The sequence below is a fragment of the Herbaspirillum sp. ST 5-3 genome (assembly GCF_004804275.1).
GTDB lineage: Bacteria > Pseudomonadota > Gammaproteobacteria > Burkholderiales > Burkholderiaceae_D > Noviherbaspirillum.
Genome location: NZ_STGI01000001.1, coordinates 610,175 through 634,297, shown reverse-complemented (window position 1 = coordinate 634,297; position 24,123 = coordinate 610,175). Strand labels below are relative to the sequence as shown.

Here is a 24,123-nt window from a genome sequence, read left to right as displayed (position 1 = left end):
GACAACGACATGAATACCAATCCCGAAATCGCCAACAGCATCCGCGCCAACGGCATCCTGACCAACTACCATGACATTGGCAGCGGCTTTCCCGTATTGCTGATCCACGGCTCGGGACCGGGTGTTTCCGCCTGGGCCAACTGGCGCCTGACCATGCCGGAACTGGCGAAGCGCAGCCGCGTGATCGCACCCGACATGGCGGGCTTCGGCTTCACCGAGCGTCCACAAGGCATCGCCTACAACCTCGACACCTGGGTAGCGCAGGCGGTGGGTCTGCTGGACGCGCTCGACATCGCGCAGGCCGATGTGGTCGGCAATTCCTTCGGCGGCGCACTCGCGCTGGCGATGGCGATCCGGCATCCGAAGCGCGTGCGGCGCCTGGTGCTGATGGGCAGCGTCGGCGTGCCTTTCGAAATCACGCCGGGGCTCGATGCAGCATGGGGTTACGAGCCTTCGATCGAGAACATGCGCAAGCTGCTCGACATCTTCGCCTACGACCGCTCGCTGGTTACCGACGAGCTTGCGAAACTGCGCTACCAGGCCAGCATTCGCCCCGGCTTCCAGGAATCGTTTTCCGCGATGTTCCCGGCGCCGCGTCAGCGCTGGGTCAATGCGATGGCCAGCAGCGAGCAAGACATCCGTGCTCTGCCGCATGAGACGCTGGTGATCCACGGACGCGAGGACAAGGTGATTCCGCTGTCGACTTCGCTCACGCTGGCGCAATGGATCGATCGCTCGCAACTGCATGTCTTCGGCCGCTGCGGACACTGGACGCAGATTGAGCACGCACAGCGCTTCGCGCGTCTGGTCGGCGACTTCCTCGCCGAACCGGCGCAAACCTGATTTCAATTTTACGGACACACCATGGAACAGCAAACAATCATTCAGCTCGGCGACGAGCTCTACAACGCGCTGTGCAGCCGCGAGACGCTGACACCGCTGACCGAACGCCATGCGGACATCAGCATCGAGGATGCGTACCACATCCAGCAGCGCATGATTGCGCGCCGCATGGAAAAGGGCGCGCGCGTCGTCGGCAAGAAGATCGGCGTCACCAGCAAGGTGGTGATGGACATGCTCAACGTGCATCAACCCGACTTCGGCTACCTGCTCGACACCATGATCTACAACGAAGGCGAAGCGATCCCGATGAACACGCTGATCCAGCCCAAGGCGGAAGGCGAGATCGCTTTCGTGTTGAAGCACGACCTGATGGGGCCGGGTATTTCCAATGCTGATGTGCTGCGCGCGACCGAATGCGTGATGCCCTGCTTCGAGATCGTCGACTCGCGCATCCGCGACTGGAAGATCAGGATCCAGGACACCGTCGCCGACAACGCTTCCTGCGGCGTGTTCGTGCTCGGCGACCGTGCGGTTGATCCGCGCAAGGTCGATCTGTCGACCTGCGGCATGGTGCTGGAAAAGAACGGCGAGATCGCCGCTACCGGCGCGGGCGCGGCCGCACTCGGCAGCCCGGTCAACGCGATCGCATGGCTGGCCAACACACTGGGCAAGCTCGGCATCCCGCTCAAGGCTGGCGAGGTGGTGCTGTCCGGTTCGCTCGCGGCCATGCTGCCGGTGAAGGCCGGCGACAACCTGCGCGTCACGATTGGCGGCATCGGCGGTTGCTCGGTCAGATTCTATTAATGCTTCGACTACTGGTTCCCCCTGCAAAGGGGGAAGGAGCCAGTAGCCAGTTCCCGATAGAGAATCCATTGGAAAGAACACAGATGAAAAAAATCAAATGCGCATTGATCGGCCCCGGCAATATCGGCACCGATCTGCTGTACAAGTTGCAACGCAGCCCGGTGCTGGAGCCGGTCTGGATGGTCGGCATCGATCCGACTTCCGAAGGTCTCAAGCGCGCCGCCGACATGGGTCTGAAGGTGACATCCGACGGCGTCGACGGCCTGTTGCCGCACGTCGCGAACGATGAAATCCAGATCGCGTTCGACGCGACCTCCGCCTATGTGCATGCAGAAAATTCGCGCAAGCTGAATGAACTCGGCGTGATGATGATTGACCTGACGCCGGCCGCTATCGGCCCCTACTGCGTACCGCCGGTCAACTTGCTCGAACACGTCGGCAAGCGCGAGATGAACGTCAACATGGTCACCTGCGGCGGCCAGGCCACCATCCCCATGGTCGCGGCCGTGTCGCGCGTGCAGCCGGTCGCCTACGGCGAAATCGTCGCCACCGTGTCATCGCGTTCGGTCGGCCCCGGCACCCGCAAGAACATCGACGAGTTCACCCGCACCACCTCCGGCGCGGTCGAGAAGGTCGGCGGCGCGAAAAAGGGCAAGGCCATCATCGTGATCAACCCGGCCGAGCCGCCGCTGATCATGCGCGACACCATCCACTGCCTGACCGAGACCGAACCGGATCGCGACTCGATCACCGCCTCGGTGCACATGATGATCAAGGAAGTACAGAAGTACGTGCCCGGCTACAAGCTGGTCAACGGTCCGGTATTCGACGGCAAGCGCGTGTCCATCTTCATGGAAGTCGAAGGCTTGGGCGATTACCTGCCGAAGTATGCGGGCAACCTCGACATCATGACCGCCGCCGCCGCGCGCACCGCGGAGATGTTCGCCGAAGAAATCATCAGCGGCAAGCTGGTCCTGCAAGCAATCGCCGCGTAAGGAAAGAGACATGACACTCAAAGGCAAGAAAATCACCGTCCATGACATGACGCTGCGCGACGGCATGCATCCGAAGCGCCACCAGATGACACTGGAACAGATGAAAAGCATCGCGCAGGGGCTTGATAACGCGGGCATCCCGCTGATCGAAGTCACGCATGGCGACGGCCTGGGTGGTTCCTCGGTCAACTACGGCTTCCCGGCGCATACCGACGAGGAATACCTCGGCGCGGTGATCCCGCTGATGAAGCAAGCCAAGGTTTCGGCGCTGCTGTTGCCCGGCATCGGGACCGTCGACCATTTGAAGATGGCGCGCGAGCTTGGCGTCAACACCATCCGTGTCGCCACGCATTGCACCGAAGCGGACGTGTCCGAGCAGCACATCGGCATGGCGCGCAAGCTGAACATGGATACCGTCGGTTTCCTGATGATGAGCCACATGGCCTCGCCGGAGAAGATCCTCGAGCAGGCCAAGCTGATGGAAAGTTACGGCGCCAACTGTATCTACTGCACCGATTCCGCCGGCTACATGCTGCCGGAAGACGTGAAAGCCCGCATCGGCCTGCTGCGTGAAAAACTGAAGCCGGAAACCGAACTCGGCTTCCATGGCCATCACAACCTGGCGATGGGCGTCGCCAATTCGGTGGCCGCCATCGAATACGGCGCCAACCGCATCGACGCCGCGGCAGCCGGTCTGGGGGCAGGTGCCGGCAATACGCCGATGGAAGTGTTGATCGCAGTCTGCGCGCGCATGGGCATCGAGACCGGTGTGGATGTCTACAAGATCCAGGACGTGGCTGAAGACCTCGTCGTGCCGATGATGGATTTCCCGATCCGCATCGACCGCGATGCGCTCACGCTCGGCTATGCCGGTGTCTATGGCTCCTTCCTTCTGTTCGCCAAGCGCGCCGAGAAGAAATACAAGGTGCCGGCACGCGACATCCTGGTCGAAATGGGCCGGCGCGGCATGGTCGGCGGACAGGAAGACATGATCGAAGACACCGCGCTGACGATGGCACGCGAACGCGGCCTGATGTAAAGGAAAAGACAATGAAACTCGACAAGAGCACGATACAAACACTCGCGGCACATCTGGAAACCTGCGAACTGGAAGCGCGCGACACGCTGAAGATCACCGACGAATATCCCGAGATGGACTGGGACGACGCCTATGCGATCCAGGACGAAATCAAGCGCCGCAAGGTCGCGCGCGGCGCGCGCATCGTCGGCCTGAAAGCCGGCCTCACTTCGCACGCGAAGATGAAACAGATGGGCGTGGAAACGCCGGTGTTTGGCTTCCTCGCCGATTACTTCGCGGTGCCTGAAGGCGGTGAGGCGAAGATGTCCGAACTGATCCATCCCAAGGTCGAACCGGAAATTGCCTTCGTCACCAAGGCGCCATTGAAAGGCCCGGGCTGCCACATCGGTTCCGTGCTGGCGGCAACCGATTTCGTGATGCCGGCGATCGAAGTGATCGATTCGCGCTATCGCGACTTCAAGTTCGATTTGAAGAGCGTGGTGGCCGACAACTGCTCGTCCTCGCGCTTCGTGGTCGGCGGCCGCATGGCCCCGGTCGACAATCTCGACCTGCGCACGCTCGGCGTGGTGATGGAAAAGAACGGCCAGGTGGTATCGCTCGGCGCCGGCGCTGCCGTGCTCGGCCATCCGGCGGCGGCCATTGCCATGCTCGCCAACCTGCTCGGCGAGCGCGGCGAGGAAATCCCGGCCGGCACGCTGATCCTGTCCGGCGGCATCACCGAAGCGGTCGCAGTGCATGCGGGTGACAATGTCACGCTGCGCATCCAGGAGCTGGGAAGCGTCAACATGCGATTCGTTTAAGGAGACTTCACATGCCTATCTGCCAAATCCATTTGCTCGAAGGCCGCACCGTCGAGCAGAAACGCCTGCTGATCCAGAAGATCACCGAAGCCATGCACGAGGCCATCGGCGCCAAGCCCGAGAGCGTGCGCGTGATCCTGACCGAAATGCCGAAGGAGCACTTCGGCATCGGCGGCAAGACCGCCGGCGAGCTCGGGAGATAGCGCAACGTAGGAGGGCTTTCGTTCATTCATTGCCACAAAGCTTGTTCCTCCACAAATGCTTCCGTGATCCTGCATGGGAAAATATTTTCAACGGACAAGCGATCGGTTCAGGTCGCTCACTCCTGAAAATAACAAGCAAAGGGCAGGAAACCATGGAGCGAATGCGCGTTCCGTCGTCGGATACCGGCGCCGGAGTCCAATCGGTAATGGGCAATGTGCGCACCGACGTGTCGGTGAGGTTCCATGAGTGCAGTACGCCCCCGTTTGTGCAGGGCGCGCTGGAAACCCTGTACGAAAGCCCGTATTCGACGCTGGCGCAGTTCCAGTGCAAGTCCGGCGCATCGCTCGCGCATGTCCATACCTATGTTGCGGATCGGGCGGGAAAGCCCTGCGCCATCCTGTTGTTCCGGCTTGACGGCCACGTCATCAAGGTCCTCAACGAAGTGATGACGATCGGCGGTGCCGACATCGAGCGCTTCGTCAAGCACGTGTTCGAGAAATTCGCATCGGCATCGGTCATCGCGTTTCATGCGATCCGGCCCGATGGCACGCCGCGCGCGTATCTCTGTCATCGATTCGATGTGTCGGAGGATATCGTCCTGTCGCTTCCCGCCAGCGAGGAAGAATATGTGGCCGCATTGGGCAAGTCGACGCGCAGGACGATCAGATACTATTCCAACAAGCTCAAGCGGGAATTCCCGAGCTTCCGGCACCAGGTTTTTACAAGAGGCGACATCACGCGCGAGCATATGCGCGCCATCGTCGACATGAAGGCTGCGGAAATGACGAAGAAGCACCGTCGATCCATCGTTGACGAGGAGACAGTCGACCAGATGGTGCGCATGGCGCGAAGCTACGGTATCGTCGGCATCGCCACCATCGACGGCAAGATCTGCGGCGGCTGGATCGCTTACCGGGTCGGCAGCAACGATTTCATGGACATGTGCGCCTACGACCCTGGCTACGAGGAATTCAGGTTGGGGACGATTTGCTGCTATCTCGCCATCGTCGACTGCATTGCGCACGGAGGAAAGGAGTGCCACTTCCAGTGGGGACAGGACGAATACAAGTTCCGCTTCCTCGGCGTGCAGCGCAACCTCGCAGACCTGGTGATTTTCCGCTCACCGCTATCGATGCTTGTCCATGGCGGAAGATTCTGGCGCCCGGCCGCCAGACATTTGCAGCGCAAAGTCGAGAATACGGCAAAGCGCTTCAGGGGATCGTAGAGAGTCGGTTAATGGATCGCACTTAGCAGCAATTCATGCATCCGTCGCTCGCGTAATTGATAACCGCCCATGAGCAAGAAATCCTGAGTCTGTTCGGCGCGCCGAGAGAGGAAGGGCCAATCCCGAATCGGTTGACCGTTCGTCTTTTAGTGACCTTCACAGGGATTGCGAAGATCAGTCCGAATGAATAGCGCCGGCCAGTCGTGTTCGACTGCCTTGGGTCCGGAAACGGCCATTGAAGTCAGGTCGGCGCAGGCCCGTTACCGACCCGGACCGGAAGTACAGCTTTTCCCAAGGCAGACGTTCTGCACAGAGCTAACCGGCACAAAGTGCCGCGTTGAGAGGCAAATTAAGACTGAATCGATTCACTATTCTTCTTGCTAGCGGTACGTTGTACCCGTTCCTTTTCAATTCAAGTCATCGGATTTTTATAATCTTTTTTCCCAAAACTCTTGATCAAAGGATTGACCATACATTTTGACATCAACGTTCTTGGTTGAAAGTGTAAAACCATATTTTTTGTACAATTTTCGAGCAGACTTTAGGCAGCTATACGTTTCAAGGCACAACAAGCCTATGTGGTGATCTTTGCAATGTGAAATAACTTTGTCCATTAGCGTTTTTGCAGTTCCGCAGCCTCGGTATTCGGTTTTGACGAGCAAAAAATTTATAAATGCGGTTTGATCAGGTTTTACTGACACAGCTATAGAACCAATAGGTTTATTGTTTACAGTTGCCACCCAGAGCATGTTGAAGGAATTTTGTTTTTCCAAAAACGCAATAACTTTTTTGGCAATGTCCCTTTCAAAATTTGAATCAAATTCAAACTGCTCTGCATATAGTTTCCCATGTATTGATATCAGCCAACCAATATCTCCCGGGATTGGATTTCTCAGAATAATTTCCATGAAGAGTCATTCTCATATTATTGACACATAGATTCATCTAGCTTCATCGCACACCTAGATTTATACGTCACGGTCTGACTGATAAATAGGGACACCGACTAATAAAACCTATTGTGAAATCGCCCCAATATCTTATCCCGGCCAGCGGAAAAGGGTGATCAAGGAGCGTCAACCGCGCCGGGCCGCTTCGATCGTAGCGATGTCAATCTTCCCCATCTGCATCATCGCTTCGAAAGCGCGCTTGGCCGCCGCGCGATCAGGATCGGCGATCGCGGCAGTGAGGGCGCGTGGCGTGATCTGCCATGACAGGCCCCACTTGTCCTTGCACCAGCCGCATGCGCTTTCCTGGCCGCCGTTGCTGACAATCGCATTCCACAAGCGGTCGGTTTCGGCCTGGTCGTCGGTTGCAACCTGGAAGGAGAACGCCTCGTTGTGCTGGAACGCCGGGCCACCGTTCAGACCGATACAAGGAATGCCAATCACTGTGAACTCGACCATCAAGACGTCACCCTGCTTGCCAGCGGGATAGTCGCCGGGCGCGCGATGGATTGTTCCCACCGCGCTGTCCGGAAACGTCTCGGCGTAGAATTGCGCGGCTTCTACTGCCGTGCTGTTGAACCAGAGACAAATCGTGTTTTTGCTGAGCATTTTCGTTCTCCGACGGATGTTAAGAAGTACATGGCTCAAACCATGAAGACTGCCCTATTTCTTAAGCAATTGGCGTTCCTTAGGGGCGCGCACCCACGCGATCTCCGCCACGGCAACTTTTGTAAGTGGCCGGCTCTTCGGGCTTCTCTTCACTCAGAATCAAGACCTTCTTCAGGTACTTAGCACTGAGTTCTTGCCAGCGTCATTGCCACCGGCCAGGATGTTCATTGTCAAAATCAAGTTCAAGGGTCCGAAAGCGCTTGAAGTTATTTCAGGACCAGTTCCTTTATCGTTTTCATCGCATGCTCCCTCTATCGCAGGTTCGGTTAATTTCACCGAGTCCGCAGCTCATCATTTTTGGGGCCAGTTTGGCGCACTTTCCGCAGGGCCGACGTGCTATGGGGCAGCTGCCGACTAAGGTTGACGTTCGTCAACATCTTAGGATGCTGGCCAGGATGCTGTGTGCAATTTTCCTATATTTCCTCCCACGCAGCGGTCAGACGCAAGGAGGGCGCAAAGCCGGCCGGATGCAATATCCAGTAAGTGATGCCCGCTTCTGGACGGACTAAAGCCGATTCATGACCCGAGGCAGCGGCTATAAGCCGCCTTCCCGACGGTCACCATGGAGGTGCTGCATGGAACAAGCCTGCGAGGGCGTGACGCACCAGCAGTGCGGAGATCGCGAACATCGTCATGCCGATCAGAATGTCCAGCACCTGCCAGGCTCTCGGTCGCGCGAACCACGGGGCCAGCCATCGCGCCCCGAATCCCAGAAGCCCGAACCAGCACAGGCTGGCAGAGCTTGCGCCCGCGACGAACCAAACCCGGAGTGCCGCGGGGTGCTGGGCGCCGATGCTACCCACCAGCAGTACCGTATCCAGATAGACATGAGGGTTGAGCAGCGTGAATGCCGCGGCCTGAGCCAATGCAGCACCTCGGCTGAAACCCGCCCCATCTTCTGCCGCTTTCAACTGGGAGGAATGCCGGGCCCGACGCAGCGCCTGCCATCCGTACAAGGCCAGGAACACGGCGCCGGCCAGCGCCAGTGCGCGCGCAAGGCCCCGACTCTCCCCCAAGGCTTGGGCCATGCCCATGACGCCGGAAGTAATCAGCACTGCGTCCGCCGTTGCGCAGAACAGCACGACGATGCCGACATGTTCGCGGCGCAGGCCTTGGCGCAGAACGAATGCGTTCTGGGCGCCAATGGCCACGATGAGTCCCAGGCTGAGGGCCAGGCCCTGGACAAGAACGGATAAGCCGAGCGAAGAGGGGGCAGGTGAGGTAATCATGCGGAGAGCTTGCCAGCGCTTTCGAATGAAGACAAACTATCTTTTCTTCATTCAGTTTAGATAAACTTACGCGATGCTAGATTATTCCGCTCTGTCTGCGCTGGCTGCCGTGATCCGGGAAGGAAGCTTCGAGCGTGCAGCACGCGCGCTCCATGTGACGCCGTCTGCCATTTCGCAGCGCATCCGACTGTTGGAGGAACGCGTCGGCTGCGCGCTGGTGGTCCGCGAGCAACCCTGCCGCGCCACCGAAACGGGACGTCGCCTGTGCCAGCATGTCGACCATGTGCGCTTGCTTGAGCAGGAGTTGCAAGGGGCTCTGCCGGCGCTTGCACCGCAGGGGATTACACGTGTGGCGCTGCCCATTGCGGTGAACGCCGACAGCCTGGCCACATGGGCTGCGCCGGCCATCGGTGCCTTCGCTGCAGAAAACCCTGTGCTGATGGAAGTGGCGGTGGATGACCAGGATTACACTACCGAGTGGTTGCGTAGCGGCGCAGTGCTGGCCGCCGTGACCGCGACGGATCGTCCTGCCCCAGGCTGCAACAGCCGGCCGTTAGGCTCCATGCGCTATCTGGCGGCAGCCAGCCCGGCGTTCGTGCAGCGCCATTTCACACACGGTGTTCGGGCCGGCAGCCTGGCGAAGGCGCCCAGTCTCGTGTTCAACACGAAGGATGCGTTGCAGACGCGCTGGGCACGGCGCTTGTGTCGCCGGCACGTAGAGCTTCCGCGGCACATGCTGCCTTCACCCCAGGCGTTCGTGACCGCAGCCCTGGCCGGCATGGGCTGGGGCATGCACCCGCAGGCACTGATTGCCGCGCACCTGAAGAATGGGACTCTCGTCGAATTGGTGCCGAACACTCCCTTGGACGTACCGCTTCACTGGCAGCATGCTCGTGCAGCGTCAGGGATGCTCGATTCTTTGAGCCGGAGGATAGTGGCGGCCGCAAGCGCTTCACTGTTGCCGTCCTGACTTGCGCCACGCCTTATGTCTGTTCAATGAAGTTGACCTTCGAGAGCGTCGGCAGGCTCGCTCACACTTTCATTGGCAGAATCACCATTTGAAGGCCGTCAAAATGCAATCGCCGCTGAATCGCTAACGCCGCCTGGTTATGCAATAGCCGGGTAAACCAGTTGTCGTCCCTGAAAACCAGTTTGCTGGTAAAGAAAATCGAATTCGGATATTCCTTGCTGATTTCATCGCACAGTCGGGTGATTTCGACCACGGCATCGGTGCCGAAACCCAGATAAGCGGCTGACGCCATGCCATGACTATGGCAAAAATCGACGAAATAGTTCAAGGTCGCTTTCGCCTGCGCTCGCATTTTCGCGACCTCTCCTTCGCCGCCATAGGCGTGCGCATCCACCGTTCTCGCATTGACGAAGATGAAGTTCTTGAAATGCCCCGGAAACATGCGCTGCACCCATAACAGGGCGTGCAGCCCCCCGCCGCGCGAGCTGCCTACGATGAATACCGCCGTCTGGTCATTCGGATCGGGAGTCAATTCGCCGACATGGGCGCCGAATGGCTGATGAGCAAATACTTCATCCACCATGCGGATCTTTTCCTTTGTGTCCCGGTAATGAGCGCGAATATAGAGACAGGCAGCGATGACGAGGGCCGTGATCAGAAGTGTCATCCAACCGCCCTCGAAGAATTTTTCGACGATCGTGACCACCAAAATACTCGATGTCACCAGCAAACCGGTCGCGGACAACATCAGGCGCGGTTTCCAATGTCCGCCATCCTGTCGATGTTTGAACCAGTAGAGGCACAATCCTGCAAGCGACAAACTGAATGTCAAGAAGACATTGATACTGTAAAGGACCACCAGCAAATCCACCTTGCCACCGCTCCAGAACAGCAGCGCAAACGCAGCCGATCCCATCACCAACACGCCATTTTGCGTGACCAGCCGCGTGGACAGATAACGGAATTTGTGCGGCACCCACGAGTCCGCAGCCATATTTGCCAATACGGACGGTCCACCCAGAAAGCCCGTATTCGCGGCCACCAATAGCAAGCCGGCTTCAAAGGCCAAGGTGGTCGATAGCGCGACGCCCAGCGAGGCGCCGCCAAATCCCATATGGCCCAGGATTGAACTGAACACCACTGCGTTGAGCGTCTGACCCTCTACCGGTGTGGCTTGCCATAACAGATAGAGCAAAATGATGCCGCCAGCCGTGAAGGCAAGACTGAATGCCATGTACAGCATGGTCATCTTGCCGGTATGGACCCGCGGTTCCGCCAGTGAATTCACGTTATTGGAAACGGCTTCAATCCCTGTATAGGTGCCGCCGCCAAGTGAATACGCCTTGAGCAATAGCGCGATGGTGAAAATCCACGAGGTCTCTGCCGCCATCTTTCTGGTCTCGACAATCGTGTCGGGAAGTAGCGCGGGTATGGCAGAAGCATGGACTCCCACACCGTACAGAATGATCGCGATATGCGTAATCACGAAGCCCATGAAAATCGGCAGCAGGATCTTGATCGACTCCTTGGCGCCACGTAAATTCATCCACAACAGGATGACAACCGTTGTCAGTTCCAGTGTCAGTTTGTACGATTGTGCGCCGACCGGTAACAAGCTGAACAAGGCATCGACGCCGCTGGCGACCGAGATTGAGATGGTCAGCACATAATCGACAATCAGCGCCGCACCGGAGACCAGGCCGGCATGGGGTCCGATCAATACGGTCGCAATGCGGTAACCGCCGCCGCCGGTCGGAAAGAGTTCGATGATCTGGTTGTAAGCGAGCGAAATAATGAATACCGTGACGGCCGTCGCAATCGCAAGGTATAGGCCGAAATGTCCATGCGGGCCCAGTGCTTTGAAAGCTTCTTCGGGGCCATATGCAGATGAGGACAGTCCATCCGCCCCCAACCCGACCCAGGCGATGAAAGCAACGAGGGCCAATGAATGCCGGGTTTCCGTTTTCAGTGGGTCGAGCGGCTTGCCAAGCAAAATTTCGCGAATCTTTGCAGACTTCATAATGGGTTTTCGCAGCTATGCGAACGGCGTAGAACACGCTGGTGATAATAAGCCCGGCGTTCTGCGTGAAAGGCACCGCATTGAAATTTTTATATTTTCTTTACACCGTTCCGCCTTCCCGTTCGGCAAAATCAAAGTCCCTGTATGGAGTCGGATATTCTGAAGGCCCGGATCAAGCGGCCGGGTACAATCGACGGCAAAGTAGGTGCAACGAAGCGACAATTTATGTTCTCGACCGATTTTCCACGAGCTGTCTCCAACACACCGCAGCGCGATGAGGGCCAGAGCGACCCGGTAAGGAGCACGAGCTCTTCATTGCTGGTCTGCGTCGGCCCCGGATTATGGTCTGAGCATGTCGTCCGCCGGGCCGCGGAGTTGGCCAAGCAATCGAATGCGCAATGGCATGCGGCTTATATCGAAACATCGAAGTTACAGCGCCTGCCATTGGCACATCGCGAACGGATTCTGAAGACGTTAAAGCTGGCGCAAGACCTGGGAGCGACCGCGGCTGTCCTGGCCGGCAATAATATTCCGGAAGCCATTGCAGAATACGCGCGCAGCCATGCGGCATCGATCATCGTCCTGGGGCGTGGCCATTCTGCGTGGCCATGGCGCACAACACTTCTCATGCGCATTGCAGCCTATGCACCTGACGTCGACCTGGTTGAAATCAGCAAACCGGCTTTAGTCGATCCTGTTGCTCCGGAAAAGGACGGGTATGCGAATGCGATCGGAGCGGCAGAGGGCGAAGCCGCTACTGCGCCGTATCGAAGCTCGTGGCTATCGCGCTATGCATGGGCCGCAGCAGCCAGCCTGGCGACGGCGCTTGCAATAGCGCCACTGTCGCCCTATCTGGATCCAGCCAATATCGTCATGCTGTTTTTGCTGACCGTGGTGCTGACCGCAGTGCAACTCGGGCGCGGCGCGGCAATCGTTGCGACATTGGTCGGTGTCGCAGCCTTCGATTTCTTTTTTGTGGCGCCGCAATTTTCCTTCTCTGTCAGCGATCTCCAATACCTTGTGACCTTCGCAGTGATGCTTGCAGTGGGATTCATTGTCACGCACCTGACCGCGGACTTGCGCTACCAGGCACGCGTGGCTTCGCATCGCGAGTCCCGCTCGCGGGCGCTGTATGAATTTTCGCGCGAGCTATCCGGCGCGCTTCAGCCGGCTCAGGTCTTCGAGATCACGCGCAAGTTCATCCAACGCACCTTTCGAGCCAAGGCGACCTTGCTGCTGCCGAATGATGCCGGGCGATTGCAATCACCCCCACATTCCTGGCGCGACCCCGGAACAGAAACACGGATGACGGTACTCGATACCGGCATTGCGCAATGGGCGTTCGACCATGCGGAACCGGCCGGCACCGGGACCCACATACTCCCAAGCAGCGGTTTCTTTTATTTGCCGTTGGTGGCGCCCATGCGTACACGGGGCGTACTGGTCATTCAGCCGGAGAATCGGCACCGACTGCTCATTCCGGAACAACGACAGCATCTCGACACGTTTGCCACGCTCGCAGCAATCGCGCTGGAGCGCGTGCACTACATCGACGTCGCACAGGAGGCTTCGGTGCGGGTTGAATCGGAGCGCTTGCGCAATTCATTGCTTTCGGCCCTATCGCATGACCTGCGCACACCGCTTACCGCTTTGGTGGGGCTGTCTGAATCGCTGTCGAGGTCCAGGCCGACGCTGGCGCCGGTACAGCAAGAATTGGCGCAGGCGCTGCATGACGAAGCGTTGCGAATGAGTAATCTGGTGTCGAACCTGCTCGATATGGCACGGCTCCAGAGTGGCGCAGTCAAACTGAATCTGCAATGGCAACCGTTCGAAGAGGTGGTTGGGAGCGCACTGCGCGCAAGCCATTCTGAACTGACAGCGCATCGGATCCAGACCGAACTTCCGCGTGATCTGCCGCTGGTGCAATTTGACGCGGTGCTGCTTGAGCGTGTCCTCTGTAATCTGCTGGAAAATGCGGCAAAATACTCGCCGGCCGGATCATGCATCGTCATCGCCGCGCAAGTGAAAGACCAGTTCCTGGCTATCACGGTTCGCGATAACGGGCCTGGGTTGCCAGCCGGTGGCGAAGAGCTCATTTTTGAAAAATTCACCCGCGGCATCAATGAGTCGTCCACACCCGGAGTCGGACTTGGGCTGGCCATCTGCAAAGCCATTATTTCGGCGCATGCGGGCACGATCCACGCCAAGACTCCGCCGGATGGCGGCGCCTCATTCGTCTTCACGCTGCCACTTGGCCAACCACCGGCAATGCCGGATGTGCATGAGACGGATCTTCATCATTTGCGACGCGGATCATGACTGAACCAAGCCCGATTGCCCTGCTGGTCGAAGATGAGCCTCAGATCCGGCGCTTCTTGCGGACTTCACTGGAAGCCGAAGGATGGCGCATTGTTGAATCGGCGTCGATGCAACGCGGCTTGATCGATGCCGGTGCCCGCAAACCGGATCTGGTCATTCTGGATTTGGGGCTGCCGGACGGAGACGGCGTCGATTTCATCCGCAAGATGCGTGAATGGTCTTCCGTGCCGATCATTGTCTTGTCGGCGCGCACTGGCGAGGCCGACAAAATCAAGGCGCTCGACTGGGGCGCCGACGACTACCTTACCAAGCCATTCGGCGTGGGAGAACTGCTTGCGCGCATACGTGCGGCGCAGCGTCGTCGACGCCAGCCGCATGCGGATGAGCATGGGTTGGTGCAGTTCGGCGATGTCGAGATCAATTTGAGCGCGCGCTCGGTAAGCAAAGCAGGACAGGTAGTACATCTGACGCCGATCGAATTTCGCCTGTTGACAGTACTCATCGGCAATGCAGGGCGGGTCGTAACGAGCCCACAACTGTTGCGCGAAGTTTGGGGGCCGACGCATGCGGAGAGCAGTCACTATTTGCGCGTCTATATGGGACACCTTCGGCAGAAACTCGAAGATGATCCGGCACAACCCAAATATTTGCTGACCGAGACTGCGGTCGGCTATCGACTCGTTTTGCCGTGCTGATTGACCGCGAGCGACAATGGCCGCCCAATTGCCGCTATCGAGAGCGCTTCATGAACGTTGTCTATTGGCCATTCGTTGTTGATGGTCTTCACAGGGCTTTTGAAGATAGCCTTTCCTGAATAGTGCCGGCCGTTTTCAAATCTTTTTTCCGTCGCATGCTTTGTTCCCGGGCAATATGCCTCGCCCTCCCGTGCGGAAAATATTGCAGGCCGATTCCATTCCGCGTGCGGCTTTTCTGTCAGAATTCGCCGTGATCCGCGCACGCTGAGCGCCTGCCGGCGCCTGGAAAAGTGGTAACGCACCCCTCGACAAACCACGGAGAACAACAATGTCCACAGCACGCCTCAGCTTCGCCCTTTGTCTGACCATGTTCGCCGTCGCGGCGCAAGCCCAGTCGCGCGGCCCCGCTGCGCAATACTGGGTCGATCTGTCCACCAGCAATATGTCGATTCCCGGCATGCCGGAAGAGGGCGGCATGGGCGGCGGTCTGATGGGCGGCAACAACTTCGGCCGCTCGATGGGCATGGGCGAGCGCGGCAAGCTGCTGGATGCCGAGTTGTATGTGCGCGCCCATCCGTCGGGCGTCGAAGGCACGCATGCGATCCCCGGCGGCATGAACATGGGTTCCTCGTTGTTGCTGATGCCGTACCGACCGAAGCAGGAGCCGCAGGGTGCGCGCAGCGACGGGCCGGGCGAAGCCGAGAAACCGAAAGGGCGCATCCTGCTGTATTGGGGTTGTGGCGACACGATTCGTCCCGGCCAGCCGAAGGTGCTCGATCTGGGCAAGCAGGATTACGCGGAGTTTGCGCAATTCTTCTCCAGCCACGGCGCGCCGAGCAAGGGCGTGCAGGGCAGGCCGGGGCATTCCCTGTGGCCGAACGAGCGCGACAGCAAGCGCGTGCCGGACAATGCCTCGCTGGTTGGCGAGCACGCAGTGAGCGGTGACGGTGTGCCGGCCAGCCTCAAGTTCAATGTCGGCGCCGCGCATGACTTCCTGCCCAAGGCGCAGCTCAGTACCAAAGGCATGCCGAGCGAAGGCGTGCAGGTGGCATGGAATGCGATGGAGAATGCGAAGGGCTATTTCCTGCAGGCGCAGGGCGCGGCATCCGGGCCGGACGGCGCGCGGGACATGATTTTCTGGAGTTCGAGCGAGAAGCCGGAGAATGGCTGGAGCCTGATGACCTATCAGGCGCCGGCGCAGATCGCGAAGCTGCTGCAACAGAAAGTCATCCTTGCACCGTCGACCGTCAATTGCACCGTGCCGAAAGGCATTTTCGACAAGGCCGAAGGCGCGATGCTGAACATGATTGCCTACGGACCGGAACTGAACCTGTCCTATCCCGCCCGCCCCGCCAAGGCAGCGGCGGACTGGCAGCCGGAGTGGACCGCGCGGGTGCGCATCAAGTCGACCGGCATGACCATGCTCGGCATGGAGGACGGCGGTCGTCAGCCGCGCGCGGGAAGGCAGGGCGCGAGCGACGCAAGCAGCGCCGGGGAAGAGGGCCAGCAGGCACCGAACCTGCCCAATCCGGTCAAATTGCTGAAAGGCTTGTTCGGGAAGTAATCATCGTATTCACGCAGGAAATGCTTTCGGCGACGGCAACCGAAAACTTTCCTGCCTCATTGCAGAGCCGTTTATGTATCAAGACCCCATCATCATGCTCGACTTCGAAACGACCGGCCTCAGTCCGGCCGCTGGCGCACGCATCACGGAAGTGGCTGCCTTGCGCATCGAAGGCGGGCGCATCGTCGACCGTTTCGTCTCGCTGGTGAATTGCCATGTGCGCGTGCCGTCCTTCATCACCAGCCTCACCGGAATCACGCAGCAGATGGTCGATTCCGCGCCCTGCGTGTCGCGCGTGATGCCGGAACTGCTGCGCTTCATCGGCACCGATGCGCTGTCGGCACATAACGCAAGCTTCGACGAGAAGTTCCTGCGGGCAGAAAGCCGCGATCTCGGCCTGGAACCGGAACACCGCAGCCTGATCTGTTCGCTGAAACTGTCGCGGCGCGTGTTTCCCGGCTTGCCGAGTTACAAGCTCGGCACCTTGTCATCCTCGCTCGGCATCCGCTTCAAGGGCACGGCCCACCGCGCGGAGGCAGACGCCGAGGTGAGCGCGAATGTGCTGCTCCACATCGGCGAACATCTGCGCCGCACCTACGGGGTAGCGAGCATCGACACACGCCTGCTGGCGAAGGTGGGCGCGCTGAGCGCTGCCAAGGTGCCGGATTTTCTGGAGCGCGAGTTGCGCGGTCACGGATAGATCGCCAACGGGAGTGGTCTACACGGAAACGATTCCGCGAATGGTCGTCAAGCATGTCTGCTCGTCCTGTCCGTCCTGCTCTGTCCGCACTGGCGATCCTGCTTGCCGGATGCACCTCGGTGCAGATCCATCCTCACACGCCGCGCGATGTGGCCAGCTTTCCTGATCGGCCGGCAGAACCGACAGTACCCCGGCCGCCCTTGACCCGCATGCCGGCCCATGTGCCCTTGCCGCAAGTATCCACGCCGCGCATCCCGCCGCCCGCCATGCCGGGCAACGCACCGGTCGCGCCAGGCGCACCCGTCCCCGTGATCACCTGTGACCCGGGCGGATGCTGGAGCGACGGCCGCCGCTACGAAGGCGGGACCGGCGGCACCTTCCTCGACAAGAACGGCCGCCCATGTCAGAGCAACGGGAACTGGATACAGTGCTTTTGAATGTCTAGGCCGGATACAAGCCGCGTACCTTGCCGTACAGGCGCACCAGGCCGAGCAATGCATCGACTGACGGCGTCGGGATGCCGACCAGCTTGCCGATCTCGTGCACGACGGTGATCAGCGCGTCGATTTCCAGCGCCTTGCCCGCTTCCGCGTCCTGCAGCATCGAGGTCTTGAATGCGCCGAGCTTGCGCGTGACCTCCATGCGATCCGCGCCGCTCTGGCTGATCGGACAACCTATCTTCGCGCCGATCTGTGCCGCCTCCGCCATCGCCGACAGGCAGAAATCGTGGATCAGCGGATCGTCGAGAATCCTGTCGCAGGTCGCGCCGGTCAGCGCCGAGACCGGATTCATCGTCATGTTGCCCCACAGCTTGTACCAGATATCGGTGCGGATATCGGCGCTCGCTTCCGCCTCGAAACCGGCGCGCTGCAGCAGCGCGGCCAGCGCATCGACACGCGTCGAGCGGCCGCCCGCCGGTTCGCCGAGAATCAGGCGATTGCCGAAGCCCAGCCGAACCAGTCCCGGTTGCGGGCAGGAGCTCGACAGGTGCACCACGCAGCCGATGACTTGCCGGAAAGGGATGGCGCGCAGCAATGCGCCGTCCGGATCGAGCGATTGCAAGCGCGTGCCGGCATAGGGAAGCTCGTCTCCGGCAAAGAACCACCAGGGAACACCGTTCATCGCGGTGACGACAAGCGTATCCGGTCCCAGCAGTGGCGCGATGCGCGCCGCCACTTCCTGCATCGCGGTCGCCTTGACCGCGATGACGACCACATCCTGCACGCCGAGCGCCGCAGGATCGGCATGCGCGCGCAGCGGCACGCTGGTGACGGTGCCCTGTGCCTGGATACGCATGCCATGGGCATTAAGTGCGGCAAGCGTTTCGCCGCGCGCGACGGCGCTCACCTCGCAGCCGGCAACTGCCAGTCGTGCACCGATCAGGCCGCCGATAGCGCCTGCGCCATAGATCGCAATCTTCATGTTCTTCCTTGACAGCTGTTGTTCATGCGCAGGGAAGTGTAACGCCTCGCGCAATTGCTTGCGCGATGTCGGGATTCACATGTTCATGGTATGTATCGCAAGGCGAGCGTGTGGTAACTTTTGAACCTGTTTTTATGCCGGTTTCGGGGGGTATGGTGAAGAAGCTGCTCTTCATGTTGCTTGTGGCGATTTGCGGGCTTGCCTGGCGCAGCCCTGACGTCCTGCATGCCATCGGACTTGCCAGCGCCGCCCAGAAGCCGGACACGGTCGCCACCCGACGCGCTCCGCAACCGATGTCCATCGACGAGTTCGCAGAGCGCAGCAAATCCGATCCGCAGGCGTATCAGAAATTCCTTAACAGTTTTCAGACGCAGGAGCGCAGCGAAGTCGACAAGCTGATGAACCTGCTTGCACACGGAAAATACGAGTAGTTCCCCACCATCCTTGGTGCATTACTTTACGGCCGGCTTTTATAGCCGGCCTTTTTTTCGTGCATTGGTATTGGGCAGCGCGCCCGATACCTGGGCTACGGCGCGTCGGTACTGCCGGCCTCGCCTCGCTTTCCGGCTACCAGTGTGATGCTGCCATCCTGCGTCACCTTGTCGATCGCATTCGCCGAGGTGTCGGAGACAAACAGATTCCCCGCACCGTCGATCGTGATGCCGTACAGCGAATCGAACTGGTCTGTCGGGCCTGCGATGGTGCTGGTCGCGCCGGAAGAACTCACCTTGCGCACGCTGCGCCCGGCGGCGAGGTAGACGTTGCCGGAGGCATCCGCGGTAATGGCGAAGGTGTCGAGGAACAATGCCGGCCCGGTTTCGCCGTTGAAGTTGCCGGCCATGGTGCTGACCTGGCCGCTTGCCGCGATCTTGCGGATGAAGGTGCTGCCTTCCGGGATGTTCGGTGCGGGCGGGCCGTACCAATCGGTGACATACAGGCTGCCGGCCGGGTCGATCGCGATGCCTTGCGGACCGAGGAAGGTCGCGGCGTCGCGCATGCCGTTGGCGGTTCCACGCATGCCGCGCGTACCGGCATACGTCGTCACCACGCCGGCGGGCGTGATCTTGCGAATCAGATAGTTCCCGCCATCGGCCACGTACAGATTGCCGGCCGCATCCGAGGCGATTCCCCATGGCTGGTTGAAGCGCGCCGCGGCACCGCTGCCGTCAGCGTCACCGCTTGCGGCGGGCATGCCTGCCACGGTGCTTACCGCGCCGCTCGGTGCGATCTTGCGGATCGCGTTGCTGTCGACCACGTAGACATTGCCGGCCGCATCGACTGCAAGCCCCTTCAAATTGCCGAAGCGCGCTGCAGGTCCCGTGCCGTCCGCATCGCCGCTGATGCCGGGCGAACCGGCCAGCGTCGTGACCACGCCTGAAGATGCGATCTTGCGAATGGTGTAATTGCCGGAATCGGCGACATACAGGTTGCCGTTGCTGTCGCTCGCGATGCCGACCGGCTGGTTGAAGCGTGCTTTGGTCGCATCGGCCTGGCTTGTGGAAGTAGTGTTGGTGTTGCTGCCAGCGGCGGGTTCGTTTGCGGTACTACCTGCAGTCGGCTTGGTTTCGGAAACGCCGCCGACGACGGGAGCGGGCGCGCTGTTGCTGGAAGAGGGCGCCAATGGCGCGGGGGCGCTGCTTTGCTGCTGTGATGTTGTTTGGCTGGCTCCGGATTGTGCGGTATCGGCTCCGCTACCGCCGCCGCCACAGGCGGCAAGAAAAACAGAAACAAGAACTGCGCTGATTCGGCTTCGTAGATTTGCATGCAACACAGACCACCTCAAGAAAAAGAAAAGCTCCCTGATTTCTTGTGCTTTGAGCCATCATCGCTGACAGGAAACACGCCTCCTTTGATAACACTCAACGGCGCGGCAAACGGCGCACAGACTGTTACAAGTTCGCCTCATTGCGCGCCCGCTTGCCGGCGTCGCTATACTGGCGCGACACGGCAAAGGCGCTTGACTCTCACGTGGCGTGAGGCTTTATCTTTTGTTGTCATCAAGGAGAGAACCCATGCTGCTGAAAATTGGCGAGCTGGCCAAACGCACCGGGCTGACGGTGCGCACGCTGCATCATTACGATGCCATCAAGCTGCTGTGTCCGTCGGGGCGTTCCGATTCCGGTTACCGCTTGTACGACCGGCAGGACATTGAACGCCTGCATCGCATCCAGGCCTTGCGCCGGCTCGACCTGTCGCTCGCCGACATCGCCTCGCTGCTGGAAGGCGACAGCACCGACTTGCAGACCGTGATCGAACAGCAGATCGCGCTGCTCGATTTGCAGGCACGCCGCACCATCGCCTTGCGCGACCGGCTGCAGGGATTGCTGAAACACGTGGCCGGCAATGTCGAGCCCGACCTGTCGGACTGGCTGGTGACGCTGGAAATGATGTCGATGTACGACAAGTACTTCACCAGGGACGAGCTCGCGACCTTGCGTGTTCTGCGCGACGCCGCCAACAAGGAAGTCACCTCGCAGTCGAAGGCGCTGATCGTGAAGATCCGCAGCCTGATGGATCGCAATGTCCCTCCCGACAGCGCGGAAGTGCAAGCCTTGTCGCTGCCGTGGATGGCACTGGTGCATGAACGCATGGGTGGAGATCCGCGCCTGATCAGGAAGCTCGATGCGATGCATCGCAATGAATCGGCGGTGCAGGCGCTGAGCGGGGTCGATGGCACGATGATCGACTACATGGCGACCGCATCGATGACGTATCGCATGAGCATTTATCGCAAGTACCTGGGTGATATCCCGGTGCAGCCGTCGCTGGAACAGTTTGCAAAATGCCGACCGCGCTGGCTTGAACTCTCTGCCGAGCTGCGCGACATGCTTGATCAGGGCATTGATCCTCGCGGCCCGGCCGGCCAGCGCTTGTGCGCCGAGTGGCTCGCGGTAAGCTGCGCGGTATGGGGCGATGATCCCGCAGTCCATGAAAAGATCCGGCTCGCCCACGAGAGAGAGCCGCATCTGCTGATCGGCACCGGGGTCGGCAAAGAGATGATTGCCTTCCTGGAAGAGGGCATCGGACATCTGGTCGCGCAACAACAACGAAGAACAGGAACCTCCAATGGATAAACCCGCAAGCAACGAACAAGACAAGAAGCTTTTCCAGGATCGCAACTTTCGCTGGCTGGCGGCCGGCGCGATCATTTCCATGCTGGGTGACCAGTTCACCCTGATCGCCTTGCCCTGGCTGGTCCTGAAAATGACCGGCGACCCGCTGGTGCTGGGAACCGTGCTGGCGGTCATGAGCATTCCGCGCGCGCTGTTCATTCTCGTCGGCGGCGCGCTGGTCGATCGCCATTCGCCCAAGAGCGTGGCGATGCTGACCAAGTACATCAACACGCTGTTGCTTGCAGCGCTGGCCGTATCTGTATTTACCGGCGTGCTGAATGTCGGGATGGTGTATGCCTTTGCGCTGGCGATCGGGCTCTCGACCGCGTTCAGCATTCCGGCCGGCACCTCGATCATGCCGCATGTGGTGGCGCGCGAGCAGTTGCAGGCAGCCAATGGCATCTTCATGGGCATACGCCAGATGTCGATGTTCGCCGGGCCACTGCTGGCGGGCTTGCTGATCGCGCTGTTCAGCCATGGCAGCGATGTCGGCGTGGTGAAAGATGCGCGCGGCCTGGGACTGGCATTCCTGTTCGACGCCATCAGCTTTGCCGTGTCCGCATGGACCTTGGCAAAAGTCGCGATGCGGGAAGTACACGGGCGGCAGGGCGTGAATGCCGCCGCGCAACAATCCGTGAAAAAAGCCGTAGGCGAAGGTTTGCGCTATTGCTGGAAGGATGACAGCCTGCGTACCTGCTTCCTGTACTGGGCGGCGGTCGCATTCTTCATCACCGGGCCGGTCCAGGTCGCCGTCCCCGTTCTTGCCAACCATATCGGTGCCGGTGCGGCGGCCTTCGGCGCGCTTGCCGGCGCGCATGGCGCAGGGACGCTGCTCGGGATGGCGGTAACGGGAATCAAGCCGCATCTGCGCTTTGGCAGTTTCGGCAGCACGATCCTTTTGATTGACGGCATCATCGGCATCCTGTTCATGCCCATGGGACTGGTTCAGGCAACATGGCAGGGCATTGCGCTGCTGCTGGTTATCGGCACGCTTGGCGGCTTCCTGCAGGTCAATATCTACACCTGGCTGCAGCGCCACGCGGCACCCGCCATGCTAGGCCGCACCATGAGCCTGTTCATGTTCATCTTCATGGGCATCGCGCCGATGTCTTCGGCAATCACGGGCTGGCTGATGCGCAGCGTGTCCTTGGTGCAATTGTTTGCCGCCAGCGGCGCCTTGCTTGTGCTCATCGTCGGCATCGCCCTGCTCACCTCCGGCATGCGTTCGATCACCGATGCCCGCTCTGGCGCCGAAACCCAGCGCTGACCGCAGTAAATACCTACTCCGAAAAGGAAAACAGCGGGCGAACAGCGTCCGTTGTTCGCCTTTTTCTTTCTGAAGGAAACATCGGTTTCATGTTTAATCGCAACACGATAAGTCTCAATCTACCGGAAACTATGCAACGCGGAACGATGTCAAAAAAGCGCTCTCCGGGTCAATGTGGGAGCCCGATGAACCGCCCTCCTGCATCCCTATCGACCGACGCCCTGGTGTCGACGTTGAAAAATGGCTTGTTGCAACCGGGAGAGTGGCGCGACAACGCCCAACGGCAGGCATATTTCAACAAACGGAGGCCGGATCCATGGATGCGCCAGCAAGCCGCAGAAAGGAATGGGTGGCTCTGTTAAAGAGCCTCAACATTGACGACAGGGAAATTCGGGAACGCAAGGAATTTCTGGAATTCCGGAATGAAGATGAAGCCAGACTTGGCGAGGTCAACACCCTTGCCGCCGAATACGCGGAAGAAGTCATCGAGGACTTCTACCGCCACATACTGAACTTCGAAGACACCCGCGCATTTTTTTCCGATCCCAAGGTTTTGGCGCATGTAAAGAATGCGCAAAAACAATACTTCCTTCGTCTCACCCAAGGCCACTACGACGAAAATTACGTCGAAAACCGACTGAGAGTCGGTGCCGTGCATGAGCGCATATCGCTGCCCATCAAGTCCTATCTCGGCATGTACAGCTTCTACCTGCGCGCCGTCGGCATGCGTATCTTCGAGCGATACAAGGATGATCAGGCCAAGGCACACGACATCTTTTTTTCGCTGATGAAGCTGACCTTCTTCGACATGGGGCTGGCGATCGACACCTATATCGATTCCCGCGAACGGACGATCGGCCAGCAGCAGGAAGCGATCAAGGAATTATCGACACCGGTGCTGCCCTTCCGCGAAGGCATCCTGATCCTGCCTATCGTCGGCATGATCGATTCCTTCCGCGCCAGCCAGTTGACCGAGCAGTTGCTGCGCGCCATACGCGACAACCGCGCCAAAGTCGTGGTGGTCGATATCACCGGCGTGCCCTATGTCGACTCGCGCGTGGCCAGCCATCTGGTCCAGACCGTGGAAGCGGCGCGCCTGATGGGATCGAAAGTCATCATCTCCGGCGTCGCGCCGGAAATCGCGCTGACGCTGGTGACGCTGGGCATCGACCTTGGCCGTATCGAAACCGTGGGCGATATGCTGAGCGGCGTCGAGCGCGCCGAACAATTGAGCGGATACAAGGTCATCAAGGGGCCGGTTGGCGACGAGAATCAGCCTGACCAGGCTTGAAAGGCAT

Annotated in this window: 23 protein-coding genes; 17 read left to right on the top strand and 6 right to left on the bottom strand. The window is 59.6% G+C overall.

The genetic code is table 11. The annotated features are described in order from the left end of the window. Positions 1 to 9: 9 nt before the first annotated feature. The 7 genes from E6W33_RS03130 to E6W33_RS03100 all read left to right on the top strand — a co-directional run bounded on the left by E6W33_RS03130 (position 10) and on the right by E6W33_RS03100 (position 5,910). Positions 10 to 843, top strand: coding sequence for an alpha/beta fold hydrolase (locus E6W33_RS03130; RefSeq protein WP_136414156.1), 834 nt, complete (start codon positions 10 to 12; stop codon positions 841 to 843). Positions 844 to 864: 21 nt separating this feature from the next. Next, complete coding sequence (gene dmpE, locus E6W33_RS03125; protein ID WP_136414154.1) at positions 865 to 1,647, top strand: 2-oxopent-4-enoate hydratase; 783 nt, start codon at positions 865 to 867, stop codon at positions 1,645 to 1,647. Positions 1,648 to 1,730: 83 nt separating this feature from the next. Further along, complete coding sequence (locus E6W33_RS03120; RefSeq protein ID WP_136414152.1) at positions 1,731 to 2,642, top strand: acetaldehyde dehydrogenase (acetylating); 912 nt, start codon at positions 1,731 to 1,733, stop codon at positions 2,640 to 2,642. Between the two features lie 10 nt (positions 2,643 to 2,652). Next, on the top strand, positions 2,653 to 3,681 hold the full coding sequence (gene dmpG, locus E6W33_RS03115) for a 4-hydroxy-2-oxovalerate aldolase (RefSeq protein WP_136414150.1): 1,029 nt from the start codon (positions 2,653 to 2,655) through the stop codon (positions 3,679 to 3,681). Positions 3,682 to 3,692: 11 nt separating this feature from the next. Then, on the top strand, positions 3,693 to 4,481 hold the full coding sequence (gene dmpH / locus E6W33_RS03110) for a 2-oxo-3-hexenedioate decarboxylase (protein ID WP_136414147.1): 789 nt from the start codon (positions 3,693 to 3,695) through the stop codon (positions 4,479 to 4,481). 11 nt (positions 4,482 to 4,492) lie between these two features. Continuing rightward, positions 4,493 to 4,684, top strand: coding sequence for a 2-hydroxymuconate tautomerase (locus E6W33_RS03105; RefSeq protein ID WP_136414145.1), 192 nt, complete (start codon positions 4,493 to 4,495; stop codon positions 4,682 to 4,684). 152 nt (positions 4,685 to 4,836) lie between these two features. Next, on the top strand, positions 4,837 to 5,910 hold the full coding sequence (locus E6W33_RS03100) for a GNAT family N-acetyltransferase (protein ID WP_136414143.1): 1,074 nt from the start codon (positions 4,837 to 4,839) through the stop codon (positions 5,908 to 5,910). Between the two features lie 428 nt (positions 5,911 to 6,338). On the opposite strand, the gene E6W33_RS03095 is transcribed toward E6W33_RS03100, so the two are convergent. The 3 genes from E6W33_RS03095 to E6W33_RS03085 all read right to left on the bottom strand — a co-directional run bounded on the left by E6W33_RS03095 (position 6,339) and on the right by E6W33_RS03085 (position 8,755). Further along, positions 6,339 to 6,818, bottom strand: a complete 480-nt coding sequence (locus E6W33_RS03095) for a GNAT family N-acetyltransferase (protein ID WP_136414141.1) — start codon at positions 6,816 to 6,818, stop codon at positions 6,339 to 6,341. 168 nt (positions 6,819 to 6,986) lie between these two features. Further along, complete coding sequence (locus E6W33_RS03090; protein ID WP_136414139.1) at positions 6,987 to 7,466, bottom strand: VOC family protein; 480 nt, start codon at positions 7,464 to 7,466, stop codon at positions 6,987 to 6,989. 617 nt (positions 7,467 to 8,083) lie between these two features. Beyond that, positions 8,084 to 8,755: a LysE/ArgO family amino acid transporter gene (locus E6W33_RS03085; RefSeq protein WP_136414137.1), complete on the bottom strand. Its 672-nt coding sequence runs from the start codon at positions 8,753 to 8,755 to the stop codon at positions 8,084 to 8,086. 73 nt (positions 8,756 to 8,828) lie between these two features. On the opposite strand from E6W33_RS03085, the gene E6W33_RS03080 reads away from it, so the two are divergent. Next, on the top strand, positions 8,829 to 9,725 hold the full coding sequence (locus E6W33_RS03080; protein ID WP_136414135.1) for a LysR family transcriptional regulator ArgP: 897 nt from the start codon (positions 8,829 to 8,831) through the stop codon (positions 9,723 to 9,725). 61 nt (positions 9,726 to 9,786) lie between these two features. Here the strand turns inward: E6W33_RS03080 and E6W33_RS03075 are convergent, their stop codons facing one another. Beyond that, on the bottom strand, positions 9,787 to 11,745 hold the full coding sequence (locus E6W33_RS03075) for an APC family permease (RefSeq protein WP_136414133.1): 1,959 nt from the start codon (positions 11,743 to 11,745) through the stop codon (positions 9,787 to 9,789). Positions 11,746 to 11,970: 225 nt separating this feature from the next. Between E6W33_RS03075 and E6W33_RS03070 the strand changes: the two genes are divergently transcribed. The 5 genes from E6W33_RS03070 to E6W33_RS03050 all read left to right on the top strand — a co-directional run bounded on the left by E6W33_RS03070 (position 11,971) and on the right by E6W33_RS03050 (position 17,460). Beyond that, positions 11,971 to 14,064, top strand: coding sequence for a DUF4118 domain-containing protein (locus E6W33_RS03070; protein WP_348983145.1), 2,094 nt, complete (start codon positions 11,971 to 11,973; stop codon positions 14,062 to 14,064). Next, the gene (gene kdpE, locus E6W33_RS03065) at positions 14,061 to 14,759 is read left to right on the top strand and encodes a two-component system response regulator KdpE (RefSeq protein WP_136414129.1); all 699 of its coding nucleotides are present in this window, start codon (positions 14,061 to 14,063) and stop codon (positions 14,757 to 14,759) included. Before E6W33_RS03070 ends, kdpE begins: the two co-directional genes overlap by 4 nt. Before the next feature lie 328 nt (positions 14,760 to 15,087). Beyond that, a complete protein-coding gene (locus E6W33_RS03060) occupies positions 15,088 to 16,323 on the top strand; it encodes a hypothetical protein (RefSeq protein ID WP_136414127.1) in 1,236 nt (411 codons plus the stop codon). A gap of 73 nt (positions 16,324 to 16,396) precedes the next feature. Further along, positions 16,397 to 17,023, top strand: coding sequence for a 3'-5' exonuclease (locus E6W33_RS03055; RefSeq protein ID WP_136414125.1), 627 nt, complete (start codon positions 16,397 to 16,399; stop codon positions 17,021 to 17,023). Positions 17,024 to 17,076: 53 nt separating this feature from the next. Beyond that, entirely contained in the window at positions 17,077 to 17,460 is a 384-nt protein-coding gene (locus E6W33_RS03050) for a hypothetical protein (RefSeq protein WP_136414123.1), read from the top strand. A 4-nt stretch (positions 17,461 to 17,464) separates the two neighbouring features. On the opposite strand, the gene E6W33_RS03045 is transcribed toward E6W33_RS03050, so the two are convergent. Further along, positions 17,465 to 18,445 (bottom strand): 2-dehydropantoate 2-reductase, encoded by a 981-nt coding sequence (locus E6W33_RS03045; RefSeq protein ID WP_136414121.1) that lies wholly within the window; start codon positions 18,443 to 18,445, stop codon positions 17,465 to 17,467. Between the two features lie 152 nt (positions 18,446 to 18,597). Here E6W33_RS03045 and E6W33_RS03040 point away from each other — a divergent pair, with 152 nt between their 5' ends. Continuing rightward, a complete protein-coding gene (locus tag E6W33_RS03040) occupies positions 18,598 to 18,876 on the top strand; it encodes a hypothetical protein (protein ID WP_136414119.1) in 279 nt (92 codons plus the stop codon). A 95-nt stretch (positions 18,877 to 18,971) separates the two neighbouring features. Here the strand turns inward: E6W33_RS03040 and E6W33_RS03035 are convergent, their stop codons facing one another. Next, positions 18,972 to 20,066 carry a hypothetical protein gene (locus E6W33_RS03035; protein ID WP_136414117.1) on the bottom strand — a complete coding sequence of 365 codons (1,095 nt, stop codon included), beginning with the start codon at positions 20,064 to 20,066 and terminating at the stop codon, positions 18,972 to 18,974. A 391-nt stretch (positions 20,067 to 20,457) separates the two neighbouring features. Between E6W33_RS03035 and E6W33_RS03030 the strand changes: the two genes are divergently transcribed. From E6W33_RS03030 to E6W33_RS03020, 3 genes are all read left to right on the top strand, one after another. Beyond that, positions 20,458 to 21,519: a MerR family transcriptional regulator gene (locus E6W33_RS03030; RefSeq protein ID WP_136414115.1), complete on the top strand. Its 1,062-nt coding sequence runs from the start codon at positions 20,458 to 20,460 to the stop codon at positions 21,517 to 21,519. Continuing rightward, entirely contained in the window at positions 21,512 to 22,825 is a 1,314-nt protein-coding gene (locus tag E6W33_RS03025; RefSeq protein ID WP_136414113.1) for an MFS transporter, read from the top strand. Before E6W33_RS03030 ends, E6W33_RS03025 begins: the two co-directional genes overlap by 8 nt. Before the next feature lie 316 nt (positions 22,826 to 23,141). Next, a complete protein-coding gene (locus E6W33_RS03020) occupies positions 23,142 to 24,116 on the top strand; it encodes a protoglobin domain-containing protein (RefSeq protein WP_136414111.1) in 975 nt (324 codons plus the stop codon). The last annotated feature ends 7 nt before the right edge of the window (positions 24,117 to 24,123 follow it).